Genomic DNA, 26,764 nt, shown 5'->3' with positions numbered 1-26,764 from the left:
TGTGTGGTAACTTGATTCTACAAGAAAAGGTCTTCCTTTTTCTATTTATTCATTTACACAAATTATTTTACGCTCTCCTTGAGCGAAAGGAATGTGATTTATGCAAAGAAATATATTTAAGTTTATTATATTTCCTTTTTTATTTATTGTATTAACTGCATGCGGAGGTGACAATGCAGAAACCTCTAAAGGAAAGACGAAAACAATTAGTGAAACAAAAGAGGTGACAATAAATGCTACAACTGATTCTGTAGCACTAAAGGGGCACACGGTTATGATTGATCCTGGACACGGCGGAAGAGATCCAGGTTCCGTAGAATCTAACGTTGTACATGAAAAAGATTTAATTACGAATACATCAGATGCGATAAAAAAAGCATTACAAAATGCTGGAGCTAATGTTATAATGACAAGGACAGAAGATGAAAAAGTATCGTTAGAAGATAGAAGAAACATGAGTAATGAAGAATCACCAGATGCTTTTATCAGTGTTCATTACAATACATTTACTGATCCAAGTGTAAGTGGTTTTAGTACGTTTTATTTTTCTAAGGAAAAGGATCATCGGTTAGCGCAGAGTATTAATCAATCACTTACAGCAGCTATTGAATTACGGGATCGGGGAGTCAAGGAAAACAATTATTTTGTATTAAATGATAACGATGTCCCATCTATACTGTTAGAATTAGGTTTTATGAGTAATCCAGATGAATTAGCAACCATCCAGTCTGAGGAATATAATCAAATAGTGGGTGAAGCAATTGTAGATGGATTGAAAAACTATTTTGAAGTAAGCTAAAATGCTTCAATTTAGGAACGTTTCGAAGGAGAGGGAATCATGAAACGGAAACATATCATCACCTTTATTGTTTTATTGCTTATGTTTATATTTACATCAGCATGTACGAATAACGATAAAGAAGAATCAACTGGTAAGCAGTCCAATGCTGAAAAAAACGGTGAAACAAATCAGAGCTTACAGCTTCCTGAAGGGGATTTGCAAAAATTAGATAGTGGCAAAGATGTAAAAGCTTTACAACTTGCTTTAAAGAATATTGGCTACGATATAAAAGATAATGGGGAATTTGATGATGCTACTGTATGGGCAATTACAGACTTACAGATGCAGAAAGATTTACCTTTAACTGGTATCTATGAACAAGAAACTGCAAAAGTGGTTCAACAACTACTTGAAGATAAATCTAGTGGTTTTGAAGCAGGGAAAGAATTGCCTGCTAAAGCAGAGCCTGTTACCACAGATAGTGGGACAAATGTTACTACAAACCCTCACGAACAATTAGTATTAGTAAATAAGGAAAATGCCCTACCAGCAGACTACACACCTGTGGACTTAGTGACACCTAATGTCCGTTTTCCTTTTACAGAAGATTTACCGAAAAAACAAATGCGTAAAATTGCTGCTCCTGCGCTTGAAGAGTTATTTGCAGCTGCAGATAAGGAAGGGCTGGAGTTGTTTGCCCAGTCTGGATATCGTTCCTATGATCGACAAACGTCGGTATTTGCTTCCAATGTACAATCTTTAGGTGAAGCAAAAGCAAACCAAGTAAGTGCTCGTCCAGGTGAAAGTGAACATCAAACGGGTTTAACGATGGATGTGACTAGTTCTGATGTTGATTTCCAATTAAACGAGGATTTTGGCAATACAGATGAAGGTAAATGGTTGGCAAAGAATGCAGCTGAATATGGATTTATCATTCGCTTTCCAAAGGGAAAAGAAGAAATTACACAATATCAATATGAACCATGGCATATTCGTTATGTAGGTAAGAAAGCCGCTCAAGAAATCATAAAGAATGACCTGACATTAGAGGAATATATATATCAAGAATAAATGTATATCCGAAAGCAGAAAAACTCCCTTCTCAAATAGAAATATGCAGGGAGTTTTTCCCTTAAAAGATAAGAAAGAATAAAAATTGTTGCTTTGGGGATACGGTCTTAACGGAATAGCCACATCCGGCGCATGAGCCCAGCAACTAGGGGACTTCACGAAATCGCCTTCCGATAAGTCATCATCGGTACGTGCCTCACCATGATTCCTAAAACTTTAGTTGATTTGTTCCAGTCACTACGTTGCTAACCGGACGCTCTGCGCCTTTGTTCTATTAATTTGATAAAATATATAGTAATGGAATGCCATGCACATTTAAACTAATGCTGTGGATGGGATTGGCCACATTGCTTGATTTTCTGCCATATCCCAGAACATATACTCAAAGTAACTTGTCTTGACAACGATATCTTCTAATATAGCCAACTCATGCTCTGGTTTATCTTTAGCAATGGCATTTATTAAATCAATGCAGTCGTTAGCAAGTGCTGTGAATTCATCTGAGGAATACATTTGTATCCAATTTCCATAAAATTCATGTTCCAATGCGTTTGGCCATGTTGCTAGTATTTTCCCTATATAGTTGTAGCTCCAAGCACATGCGAGAACAGCAGCGATTGTATTTTCTATGCCACCTCGTTGAGAGACATTTAGCATATAACTTGTGTATGCAGTCGTTGTCGCAGCCGCTGCTGTTTTTTCTAACTCTTGGTTAGAAATACTGAATTTATTTGCATAGTTACGGTGCAAATCCATTTCCATATGTAACGTGCCGTGTAATAGATTGGCAAAGGTTGTCATGGTTGTTAAATCATTTGCCTTTGCACTACCTAGTGCAAACAGGCGAGAATATTCGATTAAATAAACATAATCTTGCTTCATCCAATGTTTAAACTTTTCTTTGTCTAGCCAACCTTCTCCTATTCCCTTCACAAACGGGTGTTCCAAATATGACTTCCAAATGGGCTCCACCTTTTTCCATAAACGGTCTGTAAATAATGGTTGCACGTTTAATTCTCCTCTTCCATGTTATTATTTTAATGCTAGAGAGGTTATGAAAACAACTCACCTTTGCATTATGAGGAAAGATTACTTAGCTCTTTGATGAAATGAAGCAAAAGCCATAAAAAAATCCCATTCAACGCGTGTAAAGAATGGGAGTGCATGCTTGACTAGCTTGTTAATCTGTTGCAAGTCATCACTTCCCTACGCTAGTGTAAACTAGATCAGGTTCAAAGGGTCAAGTTTCCTTTCTCAGCAATAAAATTGCTCCCCTAGCGAATTTATAATATGAAACTATTTACAGGCTATTTAACCATATATGATGGAATAGAGCAAATAAAATGAGAAAATAAGTGTTTTTTAATAGATTGATAACTTAAAATAGCACACTATGTTTGTATATTTAAATCATTAAAAAAGGAGATGGGAATGGGATTTATTCCAGATTTTTGTATTAATCAGTTGCATTTTCATGTTATTGGGGTGGTTCATTTTGGAAAATGAAATTACTCGTTGTGATTGTAGGCTATAATGAGTCAACTTTTAAGGGGAACAAAAATCAGTTAGCTAAAGTAAGATTATTTTCAATAGGGTATGGTGGTTTATTGATTCTACTCTCTGTTGTGGAATATCTTTTATACGACTGGGGATTATGAATAGTTAGCGCCTGCTTACTCTCGCATCAATTGGAATATTTATATAAGGGTACTTCTGTTACTTTAGAAGTTAATTTGCACCTATTTTAAAGTTCTATGTTGCACATTTAGCTGATAAACTCTCTTTACATTTGGTGACATCAGGAAATCATATTTAAAATTTTTGGAAAACCCAAAAATAAAAAGCTGAATTTCTCGGTGTTGTAAGTGAGAAATATGGCTTTAGTTACTTTATAAAAGCGCCGTTGTTGGAAGACTAGCTATGCTGTTAAAAACAAGTTTTCTCTCCATCCGCACTATTCTTTAAGTCATTTTTCCTCTTCGTTTTTAAGATAATAATGAAAAATAATTAAAACCCATTACCAGCCAGTACACCTACTAGACACTTAATTAAAAAAGCTGTATCAGGTGCATAATAGTAAATAGTATGCCAAGGTGAACCAAATAAATAGATTAATGTTGGGATTAAAGCAATTGAAAAAATAATGGACGTTAAACCAACCACACTCCATAATTTTACTCGTACGATGTTTTTCTTCTTCAAATGGAATAGATTCCATATAGAAAATAAAGTCAATAAGATAGTCACAATTAATGTCATCCATTGCATCTGATGACTTGCCGCCGGGACTTCAGAAAACTTACCGTCTTCTATAATTGTTTTAATACCTTCCCTAATATGGACTGTTTGTAGAACTTCAGAAAAGTTGTTCTTATTTGTCAGCAGTATGAATCCATAATTCTTTTTGGGGTTTACCAAAAGCTCAGTGCGTGAATCAGGAGTTTCTCCCCCATGAAAGAAATAAGTATCTTTCTCCTCTGTAGAAATTCTCCAACCTAATCCATAATACATATCTTCCCTTCTATGAACTTGTGGTGAAGTATAAATTTCAAAATAATGATCAGATAATAAGTCTCCACCCTTTAACAAGAATTGTATGTATTTCGTCATATCGTTAGCTGTGGAAGCAATGTATAATGGATACTTTGCATCTTTTTGGTCTATTAAAAGGTGCTCCCATCAGGTAGGATGAGGGTAGAGTATGTAAAGGAGAGGAATATTCATGCTTTTAGAAGTAATTGCAACGAATTTAACAGATGTGATTGAGGCAGATCGGTATGGAGCGGATCGGATTGAACTTAGTCCTGCAATGGCTGAAATTGGCTTAACACCTAGCTTTGGTTTACTAAAAAATGCGGTAGAAGCTGTAAACATTCCTATGAATGTAATGGTTCGTCCACATAGTCAATCGTTCGTATATAATAAACATGATTTAGATACAATGAAAGCAGATATAGAGTTAATTAAGAAAGTTGGAGCAAATGGGATTGTGATTGGTGCATTAACGGTTAAACAGACCATTGATGAGGAAGTTTTAAAACAGTTGTTGGATGTGGCTGATGGTTTGGAAGTAACCTTCCATCGGGCGTTTGATTTTGCTCGTGATCAAGTAGAAGCATTACAATGCTTAGCAAAATATAAGCAAATTACAACGATTTTAACAGCCGGTGGTAATTATAAAGCTCCTGACGCAATTCCACAACTGCAGCACATAATTGATTTAGCCAATGATACACATTTATCCGTTATGGTTGGTCACGGCTTAAGGCCAGAGACGTTTGCCGATGTGTATCATCAGGTAAAGCCACAAGCTTTTCACTTTGGTTCAGGTGTACGAATAAATAATTCGTTTGCTCATTCGCTTGATCGTAGTAAAATACAACAAGTAAAAGGAACAATGAAAGGAAATTAGCCTGTTTAAGAACAAAGGCGCAAGGCGCCCGTGTAGCCACATAGCGATTGGAACGAATTAACTAAAGTTTTAGGAATCATGCTACTAAAACAGGGGTGAGCGGCAAGCCGGGTATTTAGTCGGTCTTCCTCTTAGCTACGAACCAATGATGACTTATTGGAGGACGATTCGTGAAGACGCCTAGTTGCTGGGATCATGCGCCGGACGTGGCTTATTTAGTTCAATTCGTTATCCCAAAGCGATAAAATTTACTTTCTTATCTTTTGAAAAGACCAGGGTTCTATCATTGATAAAACTCTGGCTCAAACTATTATTTCTTTGTTTTTGGGTTAAAAGCATCTTTAAACCCTTCACCGATAAGTTGATGGATAAAATAGTTAATGTAATTAATAAACCTGGTGGTAACCATACCCACCATAGGTTTTCGAACGTACCAGGGTCACGGGCTGCTTGTAGCATATTCCCCCAGCTTGGCGTGCCAACTGGTACACCGAAGCCAAGGTAACTCAATCCAGTTTCGGCAACAATCATCGCTGCTAATAAAAGTGTTGCCTGAACGATAGTGGTTGATATGACGTTAGGGAGTATATGTTTAATCATTACTTTAGAAGGCTTGGTACCGATTGATACCGCACTTAATACATATTCATTTTCCCTTTCAGACATAACCTTACTTCGAATTACTCTTGCGGCTTCGGTCCAGCTGAGTAAGCTAATAACAAGAATTAATGCTAACACACCACTGTCAACAAAAATCGCTTGTAATACAATAACAAAAATCAGGAACGGGAAATTCATCATAAAATCAGTAAATCGCATAACCTGAGATCGTTCCTATTAAAGTAGCAATGAATATAATGATGGCCGTACAAGAAAATCCAATTAATAACGATGTCCGTCCACCATATAATAGCATGGTAACGATATCCCTACCTGCACTATCTGCACCAAGTCAATGTTCAGCAGAAGGCGGTGCTTCAACAAGCCTTGGATTTATGCGACTTGGATCAATATCAGATAAAAGTGGTGACGCTATGGATAATGCTGTTACAACTAATAGGAAAATAAGACTTGCCATTGCAGGCATATTTCGGATGAATTTTTTTCGGGCTATTGCCCATTGTGATAAACTTTTCTTCTTTGGAGGGGTCTGCTGAACAGTTTGGTTTGTTATTGGTTCCATTTAATCTACCTCTTCCATTAATCCAATCGTATTCTAGGATCCACTAACGCATAGAAAATATCAGCTAGCAGATTTCCAATAAGTGTCATAACGGTTAATAGCATCGTGATCGCCATAACTACTGTGTAATCTCGATTAATTAATTGAATCTACAAATAGTTGGCCTACCCCTGGATACGTGAAAATGGTTTCAATAATAACAGATCCTCCGATAATACCAGCTAAATCAAACCCTAATAGCGTAACAATAGGGATAACAGAATTACGTAAAATATGTTTATTATATACTTTCTTTTCAGGTGTTCCTTTTGCGCGTGCCATACGCACAAAATCTTTTTGAGAACTTTCAATCATGTCATTACGTAAAAATTGCGTATAGCTAGCAATTGGCAATAAACCAAGACATAATGACGGTAAGATAACATGTTCTACTTTACTAACGATATATTCCCATGTCCCAAGATCTACCCCTGAACCAATACTTCCAGTTGCTGGAAGCCACCCTAATTGAAAGGAAACAAAGTAAATGAGCAATAAAGCTGCTACAAAACTCGGCATGGCAAGTGCTAAGTAATTTAATACTTGTACACCATAGTCGCCTAATGTGTAGGGATGGCGGCCTGCATATCTTCCCATTAAAAAGGACACTATGTATGTAATGATCATGGCTACAACAGCTAGTAATATGGTATTAGGCAGTCGCGATAAAATTAATTCTGAAGCGGGCATCTTATGCACGAATGATTGCCCAAAACCCCCTTGAAAAAATCCACTGACCCAGTTTAAATACTGAACATAAGTGGGATCATTATAGCCAAGCTTTTCTCGCATTTCTTCAATATACGCTGGGTTTGTATTTAATGGATCAATTCTCCCTGTAAGGGCATCTCCTGGCATGAGGTTTGCCAGGAAAAACACCACTACAGAGACAAGGAAAATAATGGGGATCATGATGGCTATTCTTCTTAATGTGTATATGAGCATATTATTTCCCCCTTATCGTTAATTTTATATTTTATTCTTCGTTAGCGTCTGTTACCCACCATAAATGTGTGTTTTGCTGAGATGTAAATGAATTGGTGTGGACATTTTGTAGACGTTTGTTTACTGCATATACATCCACTGGTGCGTATAGGAAAATGTTTGGCAATTCGTCGTTAATCAGTTTTTGCCATTCAACATAAACATCTTTACGGTATTCTTGATCAAAAGCTTCATCGCTAAGCCCTTTTTCAATTAACTTATCTGACTCTTCATTTACCCAACGCGCATAGTTCGATATACTATCTGATTTCCATAAACCTGTTGGGTCTGGATCAGAAGCAAGTCCCCAAGCGCCCATAAAGGTTTCGACAGAGGGTTCATCCTTTTCCAAGACATCATAGAATAAATTAAACTCTTTTAGACCACCGTTTAATTTCGCATTGATGCCAACATCCTGCCAGTTCTGTAGAATGTATTAAGCACGTGGTTCAGAAATATCTGAACCTGACATCGTATCGAAGTTTACCGTAAACTCTTTTCCGTCTGGATCCTCTCGCCATCCATCATCATTGACATCAACATAACCAGCTTTATCCAATAATTCTTTTGCTTTTTTAGGGTCGTAATTGTATTGTTCAAGCTCTGATTGATCCGCATATGCCCAGCTGACAGGAGGTACAGGTGCTCCAATTATCTCGCCAAGGCCATTGGAAAAGGAATCGAGAATTCCTTGAACATCAATTGCATAAGCCATTGCTTTACGAAGCTCTTTGTTTTGGAATTTTTTATTGTCCATCACGTTTACGCCTTTCTCGGCATCCCAATGACCTAATTTAAAGCCGATATAGTTAGCTCAGTGCTGGCTCCTCAATCGCTTCTACGTTATCAAGCTTTTTAATTTCAGGGTATTGGTTACTTGGAGCTTGCATGATATCTATCTCCCCATTTTTAAGAGAGCCTGTTGCTACGGAAGCATCGATAACCTTATAAACGACACCGTCCAAGTATGGCTCGCCTTGCCAGTAATCGGCATATTTCTCCATTTCTACCATTTCGCCTGGTACGATGTTTTTTATCTTAAACGGTCCAGTACCAATTAGGTTTTTACGTACGGCATCTGATTCCGGTAAATCAGCTACTTCTATTCCCTCATAATGGTGCTTCGGCATTTGACATAACACTTTTTCCACATCCTGATTCGCCAACGACGCAAACAATTTCTTTAGAGTTGACGTTGAAACTCACATCCATTACGGCATGATGTAATTCATTATCTATTAAAAAACCTGTATGTAAATTTTTTATTTCAAGTACGCTTTGGTGTTTCTGCGACAAAATAAAACCCCCTTATCCTCCAAAAATAATACATGGAACTTTAAGGTATTGAAAAAATATGCAATGTACTAAAGATGTTTGTTAAAGTTTGCCTTGAGCTGATGAGTTGTAGAATATTAAATTATCTGGAATAATAAATGGCATAAAATTAACGAAATAGTTAATTTTAAAATAACAACAAGAATAGGGTGATTATGATGAACAGGCTGTTTGAACAAGGGTATTTAGGTACACAAGTATTAAAAAATCGCTATATTCTAGCGCCCATGACTAGAGTAAGCTCGGAAGCAGATGGAACACCCAATGAACGTGTACACCGTTATTACGAACGATACGCAAAAGGTGGTTTTGCCGTTGTTATTACGGAAGGTGTTTACCCTGATACAAAACATAGTCAAGCCTATGCATTTCAGAGCGGATTAGCTACTGAACAACACGCTGCGAATTGGAAACCAATTGTAGAAAGTGTCCAATCCCATGGTGCATTAATGATTGCACAATTAATGCACGGTGGGGCACAAACTCAAGGGAATTATTATACGAATGTTACTGTGGCACCATCTCCATTCACTCCTCCGAGTGATAAAGCTGAAATTTACGGAGGTAGCGGTTCTTACCCTAAAGCAAAGGAATTAACACTTGCTGAAATTAAAGAAGTGAAACAAGGATTTGTTCAAGCGGCTAAATATGCGAAAACAGCTGGTTTTAATGGAGTGGAATTGCATGGAGCAAATGGTTATTTACTCGATGAATTTTTATCGCAAGGGATTAATCAGCGTACGGATCAGTATGGCGGCAGTATAGAAAATCGGGTCCGCCTTTTAAAAGAATTGATAACTGATGTTCGTGAGGCGGTAGGGGGGACAATGATTGTAGGTATTCGCATTTCCCAATTAAAAGCAACAGATAAAGATTATAAGTGGCCTGGTGGAGAAGAAGAAGCAGCTACTATTTTCTCTGAGCTTGGAAAAACAGATGTGGATTATATTCATATCTCGGATGATGACGCCACTACGCCAGGATTCGGTGTGGGAACGATGACAATGTCAGAATCAGCCAAAAAATATTCCGGTAAGCCAATTATTGCTTGTGGAAGCTTGGGCGACCCAGAAAAAGCTGCTACGGTTATTGAACAAGGACTAGCTGACTTTGTAGCAATTGCCCGTCAGGCGTTAGCCAATCCTGATACGCCAAATCGAGTGAAAAACGGGAAACCGTTAAATACATTTGATGGAAAAGCGATTCTGACACCAAAAGCATATGTAAAAGATTTTGAGCTAGAAATGTAACGTGTCCTGAACGACTGTCGTAAATAGAAGCATGCTATTGGGTGCTTTTATTTACGACAGTTGTTTTTTAGAAGATAAGAAGTATAAAAATTTTGGCTTTGGGGATACAGACTTAACGGAATAGCCACGTCCGGCTTAAGCACCCAGCAACTAGGCGACTTCACTCCATTGCCCTACGATAAGTCATCATCGGTTCGTTACCTCACCGTGATTCCTTTATCTCACGTAATTCGCTCCAGTCGCTACGTTGCTAACCGGGCGCCCCGCGCCTTTGTTCGAAGATAAGAAAGTATCCTTTTCAACATCATTATCCCGCATGTGGCTTTTAAGTAATAAGACTAGCCTTTCTCTTCTGCAAGCTAAACCAAAGGCGGATAGATAAAGCTCTAAAAAATATCCAATCTTGTTTAGGCTACATTCTTGCGTAACTAACAATTAAAGGTAGAAAGGAGAAAAATCCTCGCTGATGATGTGGTTGCGATTTTATTAAAGCGGCTTAATAGAAGAAAAGACAAGATGAGAGAAAGCCCGGTAAATATTTGCAGACTTGTGGGATTAATATAACTTGCAATCAATGCCTTTTATATGCTATAGTTTTTAAAATTTACTCATATTACTTGAGTAATATTGGTGGGAAATATGTCAAATAATTAAAGGAGGTATGTTTAAATGAGAAATGTAACATTAGAAGCTGTATTTTTACATCCGATTACGCAACGATATCTGAAACGTTCAGGTGTGGCTCACGCGATTGCTGTAGCAGAGCATGCATTTGTATTAGCGGAGCAATCTCACGTAAACCCTGACCATGCTACAAAGGCTGCATTATTACACGATGTGGGTCACTACACCTGGTACCGGGATGGCAAATGGGATTATGATATGTATCGAAAAAATGATATTCATGCGATTAAAGGAGCAAGCCGTGCGCATAAATTACTAATTCGAATTGGTGAGGATCGTCAGGTGGCTAAGGAAATAGCAGTAGCTATCCTCCTTCATACAGATTCTTATTTGCCAAACGGGGAATTGCAATTAAAGCCATTACAGCAAGTGGTTCACTTGGCGGATGAAGCTGATGAAGAAAGTGGCGGAAATCATCATTATAGGCGCATTGATGATAAAGTAGCGTTAGAACGAGTTCAATTATTAGACCAAAAGATTGAGCAATGGTTAAGAGTGAACGAGATGAAACATATTATTTAGAATCGAGAAAAAGTAGGAAAGCACATAATTAAGGGTCGAAGCTATACGCCTTCATCCCATTTCTCTTGCTTTCTGGTTTACATATTTTCTGTTAACTGCTAAGGACTCCGATATTATCCGCTTTGAAAATGTCCTCCCATATAGATCTTATTCACAAATATTCGTCTTTCCCTCTATCCATGACATCCAATTCTATGATTTTCAACTTGAAAAAGATTTGCCTGCCAATAAAATTTTGCTTCAATTCCTCTTTACCCCACCTTTTTAAACCGACTTTATATTACATGTTTTAAAGGTTTTTCGCTTTTTCTGAATTAGACTATCAGCACATGAATCAGCAGGGAATCATATAGTTAAAACAAGAGTGAAGTAAAGTGGGAGGTTTGATGGTGAAGCCACCATTACTTAAAAATAATTATATCTATACGATTCTCTTATTTTGGGGTGCCCTTGTTGTTGTCTCTGCTGTTTATATAATAATCCCTATTACGGATTCTTTAGCAGCTTATTTTCAGGTAACAGAACAACAAGCCGCTTGGATGAGCAGTGTATTTTCTGTTTTTTATGCTTGTGGTTTTCTGTTGTTTGCTCCTTTATCACAAAAATTTGGAAATAAACAGATTATCGTTTTTGGACTCTTGGTACTAGCTTGCTTTACGTTCTTGACAGCCCTGCCCCAAGCTTATAATACGGTTTTAACTTTCCGAGCATTGCAAGGCTTGTTTGCGGCAACATTCGCTCCCACAGCTCTTGCATATGTGTTTGAACTATTTCCTGACCATTGGCGTATTACCGTAATTGGTTATATTAGTTTTGGCTATGTGTTATCTGGTGTTATTGGTCAAGCTGTTGCAGATCACGTAAGCCAGTTATTGGATTGGCAGTCGGTGTTCTATTTGTTTGCTGCTATTTATATCGTTACGGCTCTTTTGTTTATATGGTTATTACCAAAAGTAAGCAATGAAACGAAAAAAAATGTTATGGCTGAATACATGCGACAATGGAGAGTGATTTCAAAACGGAAAAATTTACTATTATGTTACGGTATTACTTTCCCCCTGCTGTTTACTTTTATTGGCATGTATACGATTTTAGGAGACTATTTGCAAGCAGCACCCTATTATTTATCAGATGAGGATATTTTCTATGTGCGGGCCTTAGGAGTTATTGGTATGATTTTTTCGCCAATTGCAGCGAAAATAGCTTGTCGGGTGAAAGAACTGACGCTTCTCCGCTTTAGCTTGTGCCTCAGTATGATTAGTTTAATTCTGATGGGTGTAAGTAGTAGCCTGCCGCTTATCGTGATTATGAGTATAACGTATGTAGCTGGGATAGCTTGTACCTTCCCGGTTATTATGAAGATAATTGGTGACATTAGTGGACTAGAAAGATCTGCTGCTTCCTCATTTTATGCATTTGTTCTATTTATTGGTGCTTCTCTTGGTCCGATTATTTCGCTGGTTGTGGTAGAAATATGGGGGAGAGCAGGTACACATTTATTCCTAGCAGGATGTATAGCAATAGCCTTCTTAATGACACTAAGTATGAAGCTTCATGGAGGATATAAAAGAGCAGACCCATTCTCAGAAATCCACCTGTAATCACACATGCATAAACGATAAGGGAATAGTTTGCTGTCATACTTTATCGTTTATCCATAGATGCCGCATCCAATTATAGCTGGTTCTTTAATATACAGATGCTTTCGTTTCTCCATAATCAATTTCAAAACCAAGATCTTTTAACATTTGAAAATCTTTTGTGGCTACTTGTCCAGTGGTGTTTAAATAGTCTCCTATGAACATAGAATTTGCTGGATATAAGCTTAGAGGTGTAGACTTCTTAAATTTACTTCATGCCCTCCAGACATTCTAATTTCGGTGGTGGGGTTCGTAAAAAGAAACAAGCATAGAACTTTTAAGCAATACAATGGGTTTAACTCATCCGTTCCTTCAAGTATCGTTCCTTCCATTGCGTGTAAAAAATTTACAGGAATAGAAGCAGCTTCTAATTCTTTTAAGGCCAATGCCATTTGGATAACATCTTGTTTCGTTTCTTTCATTCCGATAGGTATGACTTGTAGCAATATTATGGTGGTGAGCTTTAGACGTATTTATATGGTGATTATATTTGTCAACACCTGCATCTTTTAGTTGCTCTGCTTGTCCTGGTTTTGAGATGCCAAGACAAACACAAATTTTTAAAGGGTAACTTTTCTTTAATTTCCTTAACGGCACTTGTAATGTGGTTCAATTCCCGTTTTGTTTACCCTCCCACTGGCAACAATGCAGTACGTACCAGCATTCATTTGCTTGGATCTTTCTGCCTCTTTTATAATGAAAGCTTTGTCCATCATTTTGTATTTTTAAATGGGATTTGTGGAAACGCGGAACTGTGCACAATACCCATAATTTTCTGAGCATGCTTTCGTATTTATAATCATAGTTAATTTTACTTTATTGCCGTAGTAGAGTTTTCTAATAGAATAAGCACTATGCAATAGCGGTAGAATAGCATTGTCTGGGCAATTTAAAATGGCTAGACTTTCACCCTCGGTTAATGCGTACCCTTCTATAATATCATTTGCTAAATATTGAAAATTTAACATAAATAGAATTTCATCCTCTCATATTTATATGTAAGTAAAAACAACATAAAATCGTATTATTGTTAACTTTTTTTTTTTTGATTAACGATAATGCAAATGTAAGAAAATGTAGGTATAACTAGTGTTAAAAGTGTTGAAACTTAACTCTTACATTAAAGAAGAGATTGCGATATTCTATTGCATTATGTGAAGCTGATAATTTAATAGATATGATAAAGAGGAGAAAATGCTCTTTTTCTTTCTTCCAAAAAATAGAACTATTCAAGCAGCAGAAAAAATGGTAAAATAAAAAAGCAACTCTAATTTTTTTTAACACCTTGCTAGACGCTGCTCGTTATATCCCATTTCTTAAACTCTACCACTCATCCAAATATTCAATAGGATAAGGTTGTACAAAAAGCAAGTTCTTATATCTGAAGAAAGACCTTCTACAACGAAAAAGTAAAGAAAGCGCATTCTTTTAACTAGACTAAAGGCTTTAAAAGCTGAGACCTAAAAAAGTTGAGAATACTGAGTAGTCTTTCGCTTTCTATTTTATTAATTATTCGGTTTTTGGTCTACGGTTAACAGAGATAGAACAAGAGAGGAAGATGCTTATGAGTCTTACAAAGAAAATATTAATTGCCCTAATATTAGGAGTTGCTGTAGGTATTGGCTTAACGTTTGCACCTACTAATGTGTTTTCTGTGATTGATACGTATGCATTGAACCCAGTTGGAGAAATATTTTTAAATTTAATTATGATGATTGTAGTGCCAATTGTCTTTGTGTCTATTGTACTCGGCACAGTGGGATTAGGTAATCCATCAAAATTAGGAAAAATAGGAATACAAACGATTAGCTTTTACTTAATAACTACAGCTATCGCTTTAGTTATAGGTTTAGGGGTAGGAGTGGTTCTGAAACCAGGTGAAGGTGGAACGTTTGACATAGGTGATGCTTCATATGAAGAAGAGGCAGCGCCACCAATTATGGATACAATTGTGCAAATTATACCAAAGAATCCAATTGAAGCAATGTCTACAGGAAACATGCTACAAATAATCGCTTTTGCTATTTTTATTGGAGTAGCATTAGCTGTGCTTGGTAAGAAAACGAGTGGTATACGCAATTTATTTGAACAGGCAAATGAAATATTGATCTTCCTTGTTAATGCAATTATGAAAACTGCTCCCTACGGTGCGTTTGCCTTAATTGCCTCAGCAGTGGGAGAAGCTGGGTTAGATGCGTTAGGTTCGATGTTTATGTATATGTTTGCAGTTATTTTAGCCTTAGTGTTACACGGTGTCATTACGTACAGCATTGCTATTAAGACATTAGGAAAAGCAAGTCCAGTGAAATTTTATAAATCGTTTTTCCCGGCAATGTCCGTTGCTTTTAGTACTTCTAGTTCAAGTGCTGCATTGCCAGTATCGATGAAGATGGCGCAAGAAAAACTGGGTGTAAAAAAATCAATCAGTAGTTTTGTTCAACCATTGGGTGCGACGATTAATATGGACGGGACTGCAATTATGCAAGCAGTTGCTACAGTCTTTATTGCACAAGTTTATGCAGAACCGTTAGGCTTAAGTCAAATGCTAATGGTTGTTTTAACAGCTACGCTAGCAAGCATTGGAACTGCAGGGGTACCTGGGGTAGGATTGATTATGTTAGCGATGGTGTTAAAACAAGTAGGCTTACCTGTAGATGGAATTGCCTTAATTATTGGAGTAGATCGATTATTGGATATGTTACGTACATCCTTAAATATAACAGGAGATGCGGCGTGTGCGTATATTATCTCAGAAAATGAAAAACGCAAAAATGATCTGCTGGAGGAAAAATCAGCTTAAACCATGTTAGCTTTAAAACACGTCTATCCGTAGGCGTGTTTATTTTGAAGGATAAGAAAGCATAAAATTAGTGCTTGAGATAACGAAATAACCGAATAGCCACGTCCGCCGCATGCGCTCAGCCACGCGTGACTGTAGAAATGCGCCATAAGTCATCATTGGTTCGTCTCTAAGAGGAAGACCGACTAAAAACGGGCTTGCCGCCTGATGTCGGCATACTCAGTTTTAGTGGCATGATTCCTTTACCTTTAGTTGATTTGTTACATTCGCTACGTTGCTAAACAGGTGCCCCCTTTCTTCATGGGGTTCCTGCCCTCTTTTTCATTCATCGTATGGATGTAAAATAAAGATAACACTTTAAAAATGTCACAAAATGTTCTAAAATAGATACTAGTTACCTAAATGTTTACATAATTTTAAAAAGAATGCCTCTTGGCTGCTTTCATATTTAGGTAGTGTTTAGTATGAATCAGCTTAATTAAAGTGTAAACAGCAGGAATATGTAACCGATACCAATTTTAAAGCATACGAGGTGATGATACGTGGATATGGAAAAGATCCCTGCTAGAGAAGGGAATCATAATCTTAAGGATTATGAACGATCGAGACAAACATTTTCGTGGGACAGTATAAAATCGAACTTTTCTTGGTTTGAAACAGGCAAGGTAAATATGGCTTTTGAGGCAGTGGATCGTCACGCTGATAACCCGGAGAAAAAAGATCAGACTGCGTTGTTATTTTCATCACCGGATCGAGAAGAAAAGCTAACCTTTGACGACCTGCGTCGAGAGAGTAATAAGTTTGCGAACGTATTAAGGAAATATGGAATAAAAAAGGGGGATCGAGTATTTTTATTTATGCCGAGAACGCCAGAGTTTTATGTTGCTTTCTTTGGTATTTTAAAAGTTGGTGCCATTGCAGGGCCATTATTTGAAGCATTTATGGAGCAGGCAGTTAAAGATCGACTTCAAGATAGTGAGGCGAAAATGCTGATTACAACGCCTGATTTATTAGAACGTGTACCAGAAGCTGAATTACCAGCACTTGAGAAAATTATTCTAGTTGGCGAGGAGCGGGCTGAATCATACATTTATTATCACGAGGAAATGAAAGCAGCTAGCGATCAAACAGAACTGGAATGGGTTGATTTAGAAGATGGTATGCTTCTTCATTACACCTCTGGGTCGACAGGAAAGCCAAAAGGAGTTTACCATGTGCACAATGCAATGCTTCAGCATTATGCAACAGGTGATTGGGTGCTGGATTTAAAGAGAGATGATATTTATTGGTGTACCGCTGATCCTGGCTGGGTAACAGGTACGAGCTATGGAATTTTTGCACCTTGGCTCCACGGTGTGACGAATGTTGTCCGAGGGGGAAGATTTACCCCTGATGATTGGTATCATACGCTTGAAAAATATCGTGTAACAGTTTGGTATACAGCACCAACTGCATTACGTAAATTGGTCAGTGCAGGGAAAGAAACGGTTGATAAATATGATCTTTCTCCATTACGTCATATCTTAAGTGTTGGTGAACCTTTAAACCCAGAAGTAATTTCATGGGGACTGAAGGTCTTTCATCTTCGTATTCACGATACATGGTGGATGACAGAAACCGGAGCACAATTAATTGTCAATCTTCCCTGCTTGGAAATACGCCCTGGTTCCATGGGTAAACCGATTCCAGGCATCGAAGCAACGATTATTGATAATGAAGGAAATGAATTACCCCCTTATCAAATGGGGAATTTAGCTATTAAAAAAGGTTGGCCATCGATGATGCGTGCCATTTGGAATAATCCTGGGAAATTTGAGAGTTATTTTATCCAAGGTTGGTATGTATCTGGGGATAGTGCTTATAAAGATGAAGATGGATATTTTTGGTTCCAAGGACGCTTAGATGACGTCATTAATACATCAGGGGAAAGAGTTGGCCCGTTTGAAGTGGAAAGCAAGCTTATCGAGCATCCTGCTGTAGCAGAAGCTGGTGTAATCGGTAAACCGCATCCAGAACGAGGAGAAATTATTAAAGCATTTATTACGTTAAATGATGGGTACGAGGACTCGGAAGCATTACGAGATGAAATAAAACAATTTGTAAAAACCGGATTAAGTGCTCATGCTGCACCTAGAGAGATAGAAGTAAAAGATTCTATTCCAAAAACGCGCAGTGGAAAGATCATGCGGCGTTTATTAAAATCCTGGGAACTCGGATTGCCAACTGGCGATACATCTACATTAGAAGAATAAGAGGTAACAAAACTGGTTATCCCATAGTTGGATGACCAGTTTTTATCGCGCTTAGAAAAAGGGGGGGTTTGATGTTACGCCGCGTCATCGAAAAATTTGGATTAAATGTACTACAATGGAATGAGGTGGACGACTCACATAGCTCAACCGTTTATCAATGTACTTTGTTATATGGTAAAAATATTTATTTGAAAATTCCTTTTACAAGGCTGAAATTCCAACGTGAGTTAGCGGCGTATAAAATTTTACAAGGAAGTGTTCCAATCCCTTATTTGATAGATTATTGGCCCGGGGATGAGGAGTGCCCTGGTGCTTTGTTATTATCTGAATTAAGAGGAAAGACGTTAACAGCAAGAACAACAACGAAAGTAATTTATCAAGTTGGGACGCTTCATGCTAACATGCATTCGGTTACCCCATCTTACGATAATTTTATAGGCATAAATAACGAATTTGACAACTGGTCTAACTTTATTGAACGCCAGTTTCAAAGTTTTGCTGCAGATGTAAGAGACATCTTGGATGAACGGTTATACGAAAAAGCTATTGAAAAATATAAACAGATGAAACAACAATTGCCACCTCCAGATGGTCCAAGTTTTGTACATATGGATTTTCGCCCAGCAAATATCATTGTTCATGATGGTAGTGTTTCAGGAGTAATAGATTTTGAAAGTGTAAGGTTTGGCTCAACAGAAATAGATTTTACTAAGCTGTATCGCGATATTTTAAGTTTGGATAGTAGTTTGTATCAAGCATACAAAGATGGCTATAACAGTATTCGACCACTCATTAACTTAGAGGATGTATTACCTTTTTATCAATTTACGGATGCTTTTAATAGTATCGGTTGGTGTAAACGTAGAGGAGTGGAAAAAAATGCTCTGTTTTTAGAGGAAAACGTAGCGAGGCTAAAAAAATGGGTACGATAAAAGAAATAGCCTTAAAAAATTGGTGATCAATCAAGATTTCTAATGTTATTGACTCTCATGAATTAAACCTGATGTTGAAGCACTAATAGCCCCGCTTAAAGTTAAAAACAAAACACCTAATAAAACAATAAACTTTTTACGAATATTCCCTCCTTTTAAAATAAATATAACATTTCACATATATAATTGAAATGTTATTCAGATAAATGGTAATTTTGCTGTATATTGAGTTTTTTAAAAAGCAGGTTACCATAATATAAAGGAGGGATAAAATTTTGGATTTCATATTATTTATGCTACTTGGATTTATTGGAAGCATTGCTTTGATTTTTTTATGCATAGTCGGTTTATTGAGGTATTTCAGGAAATAATTCTACACCATACAAAAAAGGGATTGGATAAATTATGTTATAATCCCTTTTAAACTAGATAGATTATAATACCAAAGATGATGTTTTAGTTTTGTTTTCTGTCTTCAATTTTTACAAATAAACCGGATTACTGAAAATTTAAAGATGCAATTCTAACTAGCGTAAAATAGCCTACATCTACGTAATAGGTGCTAATAATTTATAAATAGAGGGTGAAGCGATTGTTATCAACGAAAGAAGATATTATGAAGGCTATTGAGCAAGACGTTGAAATGATGACGATATTAAAAGCAGTGAAGTCACTAGATTTACCAGATTGCTGGGTATGGAAAAGAAGTTTCTGAGCTTGCTAAGTACTCCGCAAAAGACAGTGATTATCTTGTAGATAAGCATGTATTTGAAGTTTTTTATAAATCGTTAAAAGGAAAAAGGCTTATTGTTTATTCGGGTTTATTTAAAGATACGTTAAAGAAATTTAAAAATGGGGAACTTGACAAATATAAGGAACTCGATCAAACCGAATATGTGTATGCATTAATGTATAACTGGGGAAAGAGAAATTATGTTTTGAAGGAACAAAGAGAATTAACAGAAGAGGAAAGAAAGCAATTAAATTGTGAGTTAATAGATGAGATGGATATAAGAGATTAAGAATTACTAAACGTCTTTTCTATTCCCAGGCTCCATCGCTCAGCAACTCCATTCCAGTTGCTACGTTGCTGAACGGGAGCCTCGATCCTTTTTTGAGTTTTGGAAAAGATCTTCGAGAAATTTTGGTTAGTATTTCTGCTTTGCTTTATTAAAAATTTTATCTAAATTGTTCGATTCACTGTCACTGTATAATTCCAAATCCGTGGTTTCTAGAGGCACTTTTCCATAAGTAACACCCCTTGTTGCATAACTTCCATCATTTTCTGGCTGTAAGAAAAGTAAATATTTTCCTTTATTGTTCATATTTTTGTACCCATTAACTGAGTAAATTTTATTAGTTTCTTTATCTTTAAAAGCACTTTCTAATATAGTTATATTACTATCTACTTTGATTTTACTATCTTTTACATCGTTTTTATGAACCGATTCAATTTTGAAATCCGATAATGTATAGCCAGCGTTTACGTTTCCATTAATTTCTGAACGGAATATTTCTGTTTTGATATCTTTCTCTTTTATTCCGGAAACTATAATAAGACTTCCATTTTCCAATTCTTCCAGATTATCAAATCCATCTGCCTTTGCATTAAGTATTTCAAATTTATTTTCAGCAGTATTGGTTTTATCTTGAGTTTTAGCGTTGTTTTTCGTTGGTTCAGAATAAAACAATAAAATTGCGACTAAAGCTATTAATGATACTGCAATAGTTATAATTTTTTTCATAATATCCCCCTCCGTGCCTTAGTTTTTGTAAAATAGCTTTAATACTTTTTCTTTATTCCAGCTAAATCATCGCTTAAAGGAACAGTTTTATTATTAAATCCAAGTGCTCTCATTACAGCTTTGCTGTTATTTTTTTCTTGTGTATGAGCTAACCCCAAAGCGTGACCGACTTCATGAACAGCAGTTTCTGTTCTTTTAGTTTTGTTTAATTCCGTTTTCCATTTTTTATTAAATGTAATAATCTCATCACTAGCCCTATATTGCGCGTAATAATCCCCTAAATTTCTATTTATATATTCAATTCGAACCTCTGCTCCAGGAGTATTTACTCTTTTTGTAAATTGTATTTCTGGAGCTTTATTCCAAGCCAAAACGCCTTTTTTCACTTCAGCAACAAGACCACTAGTAAAGTTGCTATTAGGTCCTTGAATATAATAATGAGCATCTTTAGGATTACTAATTTTTGACCCGTTAAATTTGTATGCACTTACATTAACTGGCATCATTAGAAGCATAAGAATAACAACAATTAAAACTTTAGTTCCCTTTCTTTTTTTCATTTTTTCTCCCTCCTCTTTATTTTATTAAAAACTATCATCAGCAGATATAAATGTCAATTTAATATATTCCAATAAATCTGAAATGTAAAAAAACGATAAATATGATAGTATATTTAGTTATAATCAAAGTTTGTTTGATGGAGGGTGATTAGTTATCAAGAAAGTAATTGTATTTGCATTAGTAACAACAATTATTTTATCTGCATGCGGTAATACTAAAGAAAAAAACAAAGAAAAATATAATGAATCAATTAATAAAGTTATTTTACTTGAGAAAGACAGAATACAAGAAGAAGGAGTTAACAGAAAAGATATAGGGATCGCGGTTTTTAAAGATGGCAAGTATATTAAACTCATTTATACATTAAAATCTAGGCAAATTGATTCTGTATACAAACTAGATAAAACTCATAATTCATATACATACTTAGATTTAAACCAATTAAGTGAAAAAGATCAAAAAAAAATGGATGAAATTTTAGATGAAGAACCGGAATATCTTGAGAACCTTGGTTTAAAATAAAATTAAGTGAACTTGTTTTGTGAAGTAAATATTTAAGTTCAAAATAAAAGAAGAAAACAAGTTAAATCAGGAGAATTTAATATGAATTTACCGCACCCAACCCATCTTGGCACTGGCACTGAATCGTTCGAATAGCGAGCTATCTCTTTTGCAATTAAACAACAATTGTTGTAATGTAAGCGTAATGAAACAATTGTTGTTTAAAAGGTTGGGGTAAGAATGGAAATCTATGATGTCGATCAAGCTTTTGCATTGCTGAAACAATACAAGATTACAAGTAACAAAGAAAGTGTACGCAGATGGCTCCGTACTGGTGTCATCAAAGGAATACCGCCAAAATCTCGTAAAGAAGGCTGGCGGATTACCAAAGATGATTTACAAGCGTTTATCAAAAAGCGTTTGCCAGAAGAAATGCTGTTTTCAAACACAACATATGTTGCAAAAGAACAACCAAAAGAAACTGTAACAGAACAACAAGCACGGGAAAAAATGTGGTGGGAACTCGTTCGGCAAAATATTTTTGAAGGATTTATTGATATCAAGAAAACAAGAATGTATGAATGCGTAGAACATGCAGGTCACTCGAAAAAGTTTGCCCATGAAGTGTGGGATGAGGTAAAGGAACATAAAAGAGGAGCTACCAAACCACGTATACCGTATTTACTAGATGCCTTTCTCTATGACGGAGAACGCGTTTTGATGGATGAAAACTATGAAATACATGAAGAAAAAATTCTTTTTGCGTTGATGGAACATATACGACAAAAACGCGTCAACAAATAAAACAACATGTGTTGTATAACCCGTGTTGTTTTTAAATATATAGTTATATATAAAAATGTGCACGGCGTGTAAAACGAGAGGCAACAGAAATGATGCGAATGTATATATATTAAAACAACATAAGTTGCATAAAACATAAAAGATTTGAGGAAATCGAAAGACTGGTTTAGCCAGTCTTTTTTTATTGGAAAGCTGATTCTCCTCCAGTAAAAGAGATGAAAGGAGGGAATCAAAATGAAAATAAGAGTTCATTTTGAAATTCAAGTGCATCGTTATATGTTGCACTTTTTAATGGCATTAGCAAAGGTCTTTATTCTTTTTAGTTAACATGTTGTAAATGAAAAAAAGCAACATCAGGCATTCGTCAACGGTAAATCGGACGGAATGAAGCGATAGCGGAATGAAGGAGAATTTAAGGAGTTGACGAATTCACTGCACCCAAACCCTTGTGGCATCTGGGTATGTGCAGGTTTTGTAAGGACGAAAATTTGGGATATATTGCATGGAATAGAAAAGACACCACTTCCTGATATTGATGTTATTTATTTGAATCATCAAAACACGGCAGAATATTTGGATAAACAACTTGAGGAGAAACTTCACGCCATTTTGCCTGCCTTTCCATGGTCGGTAAAAAATCAAGCAAGAATGCATACTAGAAACCATGTTCCACCATATTTTTCATCCGAGGATGCTATTGCGAAATTTCCAGAGACCGCAACAGCGTTAGGAGTAAGACTTGACCAGCATGAAAATGTTATTCTAACAGCTCCGCATGGTATAAAAGATGTTCTTAAGCAAGAAGTAAAACCGACGCCATTTTTTTTGCAAACGGAAGCAAGAATGCAAATCTATCGACAAAGAGTAAGTAAGAAGAATTGGCAATCTACGTGGAAAAAGCTAAAGATTTATAATATGTAAATACGATAGAAGCCCATTTTATTTCGCATCTAATGCTTATCTGTTACATTACGTATAGGGGTATTTTATGATATATAACTATTTAATCTATCATGAAGCAAGGAGAGGAAACAATGTCAAAGGAATTTTGGGATGAAAGTTTCTCTGAAAAGGAGTTTGTTTATGGGAAAATAGCGAATGCGTTTGTTCGTTCGATGAATGAGGTGCTTGCAGCAGGTTCGACAGTAGCTTGCTTTGCAGAAGGGGAAGGAAGAAATGCGGTCTATTTAGCGGAACGGGGACATCATGTAACAGCATATGATCAATCCAATGTAGGGCTTCAAAAAACAACTCAACTAGCTCAAGAAAAAGGCGTAACTGTTAAAACCGTCGTCAAAGATCTTATCACAGAAAGCGTACCTGTACAACAATATGACGCTGCTGTTATGGTGTTTGGCCATGTTCCTAAAGAAAAGCAATCCTTTTTTATTGATAATATGTTTAAGTCGCTCAAAACGGGTGGCTATTTCATATTTGAAGTTTATTCAGAAGATCAATTAGCATATAAAAGTGGAGGACCAAAGGATAAATCGATGTTGTATCATCCTGTAGATTTGTTGAACTGGTTAGGTGGTCATAAATGGGTTCATTTTTATTATGGAGAGGCAGAACGGCATGAAGGAAAGAGACATTCAGGACTTTGCCATGTTGTACAAGCAGTCGTTCAGAAAACAAAAATGAATGGATGAAGAAATTGAACCATAGGTGAGGAGTTCGCAAATTAGCACCTAAGGAAAGTAGTCCATTTGAGAATGCAAAGCGAAGGGAGTTCCTATAAACATTTAATAATACTCAGCCGTAGCTACGGCTACTTGCAGTCAGTGAGGGGTAAACCCACCCTACCCCTTACTGATTAGATTTTCTCTTATTCCAAATTTAATACGAGCTTCAAAACAGAATAAAAACAGTTACGAAGCGCTCATATCAGCCGCAGGACCAAAAATTTCATAATGGATATCTGTATCGTCGACATGTAACTGTTTAAGGATAAGCATGGTTGTTTTCATAAATCCTTTTGGACCGCAGAAATAAAAGGATGCATGGATAGTTGGCAGCACAGATTGTAGCCAGTTGTAACTGATATAGCCATTTACATCACATGGATGCTCTTTTTCAGGTTGACTATATAAAGTATAGCTTGAAACATTGGCATGTTGCTTACTAATTGTACTTACACGATCCCTAAATGCGTGATAATTACCTGTTTTTGCAGCATGAATAAAGACGACTTTTCTATTGGGTTGTGTTTGAATAGCTGTTTCCAACATGCTCATCATCGGCGTTATCCCTACTCCGCCACTAATGAGCACGATAGGTCTGTTATCGTTTCTATTTAGAAAAAAATTACCAGCTGGAGCTGTAAGTGGTAAAACACTTCCTTCATTTACGGATTCATGTAAGAAATTGGATACCATTCCTTTTGGAGTTTTGTCATCACCTGTTTCACGTTTAACACTAATTCGGTAGTAATCTTTGTTAGGCGATGTAGATAAACTGTATTGGCGCAGATGGGTATAAGGTTCTTCTGGGATTTCTGCTTTCAACGTTATATACTGCCCGGGAAGGAAACTAGGTATGGCAAGACCATCTTCGGCTTGTAAATAAAATGATGTAATGACGTCACTTTCTTTTATTTTTTGAGTGACTTTAAAGTTACGGAATCCTGCCCATCCACCCAATTGTGCTTCTGCTTCTTTATATAGCTGTTGCTCCATGTCGATAAAAATTTGCGCAATGATACCATATGCTTTTTCCCATGCAGCCATTATTTCATCATTCGCTGCATCTCCTAACACATCTTTCATCGCTAATAATAAGTATTTACCTACAATTGGATATTGATCTGGTTTTACATTTAAACTTCTATGCTTATGGGCAATTTGCCTGACGTGAGGTACAATTTTGGCTAATTGTTCAATGTTTGCTGCAGCCGCATACACCGTATTGGCTAATGCGACAGGTTGGTCGCCACGTCGTTGATTCGTTTGATTGAAAAGGTGATTTAATTCAGGGTGATTACTTAACATCAGTTGATAAAATCGCTTTGTAATGGCTGTTCCTTGCTTTTGTAAAATTGGAACCGTAGCTTTAATCAATTGTTTACTTTGTTCATCTAATTGAGTTTTTGCTGTTGTTTTCATAAAAAATCCTCCCATACAATAAAGATGTATTGAAAATACATCTTTATTGTATGATAAAGAAAAACGATATAAAACCACTTCCACCACATTTGTGTTACAATATTGTGAAAAACAAAAACAATTATTTAGTAGGTGACATCATGAATCTTAAAAAATACACCGACTTCTCACTTCGCGTATTAATATTAGCTGGAATGGAAAAAGAACAGGAACTAACTACTATTAAGGAAATTTCTACCGTTTATCATATATCACAGGAGCATTTACGAAAGGTCGTTCACAACTTGACAAAGCTAGGACTTATCGAATCCATTCGAGGCAGGAATGGGGGTATCCGTTTGGCAAAGGCAGCGGAAGAAATCAATATCGGCCAATTAGTTCGAACATTGGAAGATGATTTTGTATTATTGGAGTGCTTTAACAAGGAATCCAACCACTGTGTTATTTCGCCAGCCTGCACTTTAAAACATGCACTAAACAAAGCATTGGTGGCTTTTTTTCAAGTGTTAGATGAATATACATTGAAGGATTTGATCCATAACGAACAAGAATTACGTAAGCTAATGGGCATATGATGTTTTAGTTTATGATTTTCGGGAAAACTTACTTATGTAATATTCATAAAGGAGGAATCGTTTGTGAGTAAAAGAATTGCTACTGTCATCACAGATATGTTTGAGGATGTAGAATATACAGATCCAGCCAAAGCTTTTCGAGATGCTGGGTATGAAGTAGTTACAATTGAAAAAGAAAAAGGGAAACAGGTAACAGGGAAAAACAACCAAGCTACTGTTACCATTGATTACGGAATTGACGATGTAAATCCGAGTGACTTTGATGCGTTGTTTATACCAGGTGGTTTTTCTCCGGATATGCTACGGGCAGATGAACGGTTTGTTACATTTGCTAAACATTTTATGGATGAGAAAAAACCTGTCTTTGCCATCTGTCATGGTCCACAGCTGTTAATTACAGCGAAAACGTTAGAAGGAAGAAAAGCGACTGGATTTAAATCCATCCAAGTGGATATGGAATATGCAGGCGCTAAGGTTGTAGACGAAGAAGTAGTTGTTTGCCAAAATCAACTCGTTACAAGCCGCCAACCAGATGACATTCCGGCTTTTAATCGTGAGTCTTTAAATGTATTAAAATAGGAATTAAAAAATA

General features: G+C 36.5%; 28 protein-coding genes, 1 pseudogene and 1 riboswitch. Of the genes and pseudogenes, 16 read left to right on the top strand and 13 right to left on the bottom strand.

Translation table 11 applies throughout. The annotated features are described in order from the left end of the window. Window positions 1-100: 100 nt before the first annotated feature. Together D1839_RS15620 and D1839_RS15615 are read left to right on the top strand one after the other, a co-directional pair. Window positions 101-799 (top strand): N-acetylmuramoyl-L-alanine amidase family protein, encoded by a 699-nt coding sequence (locus D1839_RS15620; protein ID WP_120380786.1) that lies wholly within the window; start codon window positions 101-103, stop codon window positions 797-799. Window positions 800-838: 39 nt separating this feature from the next. Further along, window positions 839-1,852 carry a D-alanyl-D-alanine carboxypeptidase family protein gene (locus tag D1839_RS15615; RefSeq protein WP_120380787.1) on the top strand — a complete coding sequence of 338 codons (1,014 nt, stop codon included), beginning with the start codon at window positions 839-841 and terminating at the stop codon, window positions 1,850-1,852. Window positions 1,853-2,167: 315 nt separating this feature from the next. Here the strand turns inward: D1839_RS15615 and tenA are convergent, their stop codons facing one another. Together tenA and D1839_RS15605 are read right to left on the bottom strand one after the other, a co-directional pair. After that, on the bottom strand, window positions 2,168-2,860 hold the full coding sequence (tenA, locus tag D1839_RS15610) for a thiaminase II (RefSeq protein ID WP_120380788.1): 693 nt from the start codon (window positions 2,858-2,860) through the stop codon (window positions 2,168-2,170). 178 nt (window positions 2,861-3,038) lie between these two features. After that, window positions 3,039-3,138: riboswitch (TPP riboswitch) on the bottom strand. 721 nt (window positions 3,139-3,859) lie between these two features. Further along, complete coding sequence (locus tag D1839_RS15605) at window positions 3,860-4,483, bottom strand: serine hydrolase (protein WP_286164832.1); 624 nt, start codon at window positions 4,481-4,483, stop codon at window positions 3,860-3,862. 91 nt (window positions 4,484-4,574) lie between these two features. On the opposite strand from D1839_RS15605, the gene D1839_RS15600 reads away from it, so the two are divergent. Beyond that, window positions 4,575-5,264, top strand: a complete 690-nt coding sequence (locus D1839_RS15600) for a copper homeostasis protein CutC (RefSeq protein ID WP_120380790.1) — start codon at window positions 4,575-4,577, stop codon at window positions 5,262-5,264. A gap of 228 nt (window positions 5,265-5,492) precedes the next feature. Here D1839_RS15600 and D1839_RS20440 read toward each other — a convergent pair whose 3' ends face one another. The 7 genes from D1839_RS20440 to D1839_RS15580 all read right to left on the bottom strand — a co-directional run bounded on the left by D1839_RS20440 (window position 5,493) and on the right by D1839_RS15580 (window position 8,766). Then, the gene (locus tag D1839_RS20440; RefSeq protein ID WP_199690246.1) at window positions 5,493-6,083 is read right to left on the bottom strand and encodes an ABC transporter permease; all 591 of its coding nucleotides are present in this window, start codon (window positions 6,081-6,083) and stop codon (window positions 5,493-5,495) included. Between the two features lie 133 nt (window positions 6,084-6,216). Beyond that, entirely contained in the window at window positions 6,217-6,447 is a 231-nt protein-coding gene (locus D1839_RS20435) for a hypothetical protein (protein ID WP_199690247.1), read from the bottom strand. A 135-nt stretch (window positions 6,448-6,582) separates the two neighbouring features. Next, the gene (locus D1839_RS15590) at window positions 6,583-7,431 is read right to left on the bottom strand and encodes an ABC transporter permease (protein WP_199690248.1); all 849 of its coding nucleotides are present in this window, start codon (window positions 7,429-7,431) and stop codon (window positions 6,583-6,585) included. Between the two features lie 31 nt (window positions 7,432-7,462). After that, the gene (locus tag D1839_RS20430; protein WP_199690249.1) at window positions 7,463-7,822 is read right to left on the bottom strand and encodes a hypothetical protein; all 360 of its coding nucleotides are present in this window, start codon (window positions 7,820-7,822) and stop codon (window positions 7,463-7,465) included. A gap of 84 nt (window positions 7,823-7,906) precedes the next feature. Then, window positions 7,907-8,227 (bottom strand): ABC transporter substrate-binding protein, encoded by a 321-nt coding sequence (locus D1839_RS20425; RefSeq protein ID WP_199690250.1) that lies wholly within the window; start codon window positions 8,225-8,227, stop codon window positions 7,907-7,909. Window positions 8,228-8,279: 52 nt separating this feature from the next. Continuing rightward, on the bottom strand, window positions 8,280-8,612 hold the full coding sequence (locus D1839_RS20420; protein ID WP_199690251.1) for an ABC transporter substrate-binding protein: 333 nt from the start codon (window positions 8,610-8,612) through the stop codon (window positions 8,280-8,282). Next, complete coding sequence (locus tag D1839_RS15580) at window positions 8,581-8,766, bottom strand: ATP-binding cassette domain-containing protein (RefSeq protein ID WP_183030253.1); 186 nt, start codon at window positions 8,764-8,766, stop codon at window positions 8,581-8,583. The genes D1839_RS20420 and D1839_RS15580 overlap by 32 nt, the downstream gene beginning before the upstream one ends. A 197-nt stretch (window positions 8,767-8,963) precedes the next feature. Here D1839_RS15580 and D1839_RS15575 point away from each other — a divergent pair, with 197 nt between their 5' ends. The 3 genes from D1839_RS15575 to D1839_RS15565 all read left to right on the top strand — a co-directional run bounded on the left by D1839_RS15575 (window position 8,964) and on the right by D1839_RS15565 (window position 12,862). Further along, on the top strand, window positions 8,964-10,055 hold the full coding sequence (locus D1839_RS15575; RefSeq protein ID WP_120380792.1) for an oxidoreductase: 1,092 nt from the start codon (window positions 8,964-8,966) through the stop codon (window positions 10,053-10,055). Between the two features lie 669 nt (window positions 10,056-10,724). After that, window positions 10,725-11,261, top strand: coding sequence for an HD domain-containing protein (locus tag D1839_RS15570; protein WP_120380793.1), 537 nt, complete (start codon window positions 10,725-10,727; stop codon window positions 11,259-11,261). 389 nt (window positions 11,262-11,650) lie between these two features. Continuing rightward, complete coding sequence (locus tag D1839_RS15565) at window positions 11,651-12,862, top strand: MFS transporter (RefSeq protein WP_158589678.1); 1,212 nt, start codon at window positions 11,651-11,653, stop codon at window positions 12,860-12,862. Window positions 12,863-12,949: 87 nt separating this feature from the next. Here D1839_RS15565 and D1839_RS21395 read toward each other — a convergent pair. Continuing rightward, window positions 12,950-13,293 (bottom strand): annotated as a pseudogene (locus tag D1839_RS21395) (hypothetical protein). A gap of 1,172 nt (window positions 13,294-14,465) precedes the next feature. Here D1839_RS21395 and D1839_RS15555 point away from each other — a divergent pair. The 5 genes from D1839_RS15555 (at window position 14,466) to D1839_RS21390 (ending at window position 19,907) form a co-directional block, all read left to right on the top strand. Next, the gene (locus tag D1839_RS15555; RefSeq protein WP_120380795.1) at window positions 14,466-15,701 is read left to right on the top strand and encodes a dicarboxylate/amino acid:cation symporter; all 1,236 of its coding nucleotides are present in this window, start codon (window positions 14,466-14,468) and stop codon (window positions 15,699-15,701) included. Between the two features lie 548 nt (window positions 15,702-16,249). Next, window positions 16,250-17,953, top strand: a complete 1,704-nt coding sequence (gene acsA / locus D1839_RS15550) for an acetate--CoA ligase (protein WP_199690272.1) — start codon at window positions 16,250-16,252, stop codon at window positions 17,951-17,953. Between the two features lie 71 nt (window positions 17,954-18,024). Beyond that, entirely contained in the window at window positions 18,025-18,885 is an 861-nt protein-coding gene (locus tag D1839_RS15545; protein WP_120380797.1) for an aminoglycoside phosphotransferase family protein, read from the top strand. 592 nt (window positions 18,886-19,477) lie between these two features. After that, entirely contained in the window at window positions 19,478-19,600 is a 123-nt protein-coding gene (locus tag D1839_RS20900) for a hypothetical protein (protein WP_286168752.1), read from the top strand. Continuing rightward, entirely contained in the window at window positions 19,563-19,907 is a 345-nt protein-coding gene (locus D1839_RS21390) for a protein rep (protein WP_158589679.1), read from the top strand. The genes D1839_RS20900 and D1839_RS21390 overlap by 38 nt, the downstream gene beginning before the upstream one ends. Window positions 19,908-20,033: 126 nt before the next feature. Here D1839_RS21390 and D1839_RS15535 read toward each other — a convergent pair whose 3' ends face one another. Next, a complete protein-coding gene (locus D1839_RS15535) occupies window positions 20,034-20,630 on the bottom strand; it encodes a hypothetical protein (protein ID WP_120380798.1) in 597 nt (198 codons plus the stop codon). A gap of 38 nt (window positions 20,631-20,668) precedes the next feature. Continuing rightward, a complete protein-coding gene (locus D1839_RS15530; RefSeq protein WP_199690256.1) occupies window positions 20,669-21,190 on the bottom strand; it encodes a matrixin family metalloprotease in 522 nt (173 codons plus the stop codon). A 742-nt stretch (window positions 21,191-21,932) separates the two neighbouring features. On the opposite strand from D1839_RS15530, the gene D1839_RS15525 reads away from it, so the two are divergent. From D1839_RS15525 to D1839_RS15515, 3 genes are all read left to right on the top strand, one after another. After that, entirely contained in the window at window positions 21,933-22,496 is a 564-nt protein-coding gene (locus D1839_RS15525; protein WP_120380799.1) for a helix-turn-helix domain-containing protein, read from the top strand. A 420-nt stretch (window positions 22,497-22,916) separates the two neighbouring features. Next, window positions 22,917-23,417, top strand: coding sequence for a nucleotidyltransferase family protein (locus D1839_RS15520; protein ID WP_120380800.1), 501 nt, complete (start codon window positions 22,917-22,919; stop codon window positions 23,415-23,417). A gap of 113 nt (window positions 23,418-23,530) precedes the next feature. Further along, window positions 23,531-24,145, top strand: a complete 615-nt coding sequence (locus tag D1839_RS15515) for a class I SAM-dependent methyltransferase (RefSeq protein ID WP_120380801.1) — start codon at window positions 23,531-23,533, stop codon at window positions 24,143-24,145. Between the two features lie 219 nt (window positions 24,146-24,364). Here D1839_RS15515 and hmpA read toward each other — a convergent pair whose 3' ends face one another. Next, on the bottom strand, window positions 24,365-25,597 hold the full coding sequence (gene hmpA, locus D1839_RS15510; RefSeq protein WP_120380802.1) for an NO-inducible flavohemoprotein: 1,233 nt from the start codon (window positions 25,595-25,597) through the stop codon (window positions 24,365-24,367). 140 nt (window positions 25,598-25,737) lie between these two features. Here hmpA and D1839_RS15505 point away from each other — a divergent pair, with 140 nt between their 5' ends. Both D1839_RS15505 and D1839_RS15500 read left to right on the top strand, forming a co-directional pair. Then, window positions 25,738-26,172 carry an RrF2 family transcriptional regulator gene (locus tag D1839_RS15505; protein WP_120380803.1) on the top strand — a complete coding sequence of 145 codons (435 nt, stop codon included), beginning with the start codon at window positions 25,738-25,740 and terminating at the stop codon, window positions 26,170-26,172. A 63-nt stretch (window positions 26,173-26,235) separates the two neighbouring features. Next, window positions 26,236-26,751 (top strand): type 1 glutamine amidotransferase domain-containing protein, encoded by a 516-nt coding sequence (locus tag D1839_RS15500; protein ID WP_120380804.1) that lies wholly within the window; start codon window positions 26,236-26,238, stop codon window positions 26,749-26,751. The last annotated feature ends 13 nt before the right edge of the window (window positions 26,752-26,764 follow it).

It is taken from the genome of Roseburia sp. 1XD42-34, assembly GCF_009917385.1.
Lineage (GTDB): Bacteria > Bacillota > Bacilli > Bacillales > Amphibacillaceae > Virgibacillus.
Note: the sequence above shows the minus strand (reverse complement) of the source record. Positions and strands in the feature narration are given on the sequence as shown.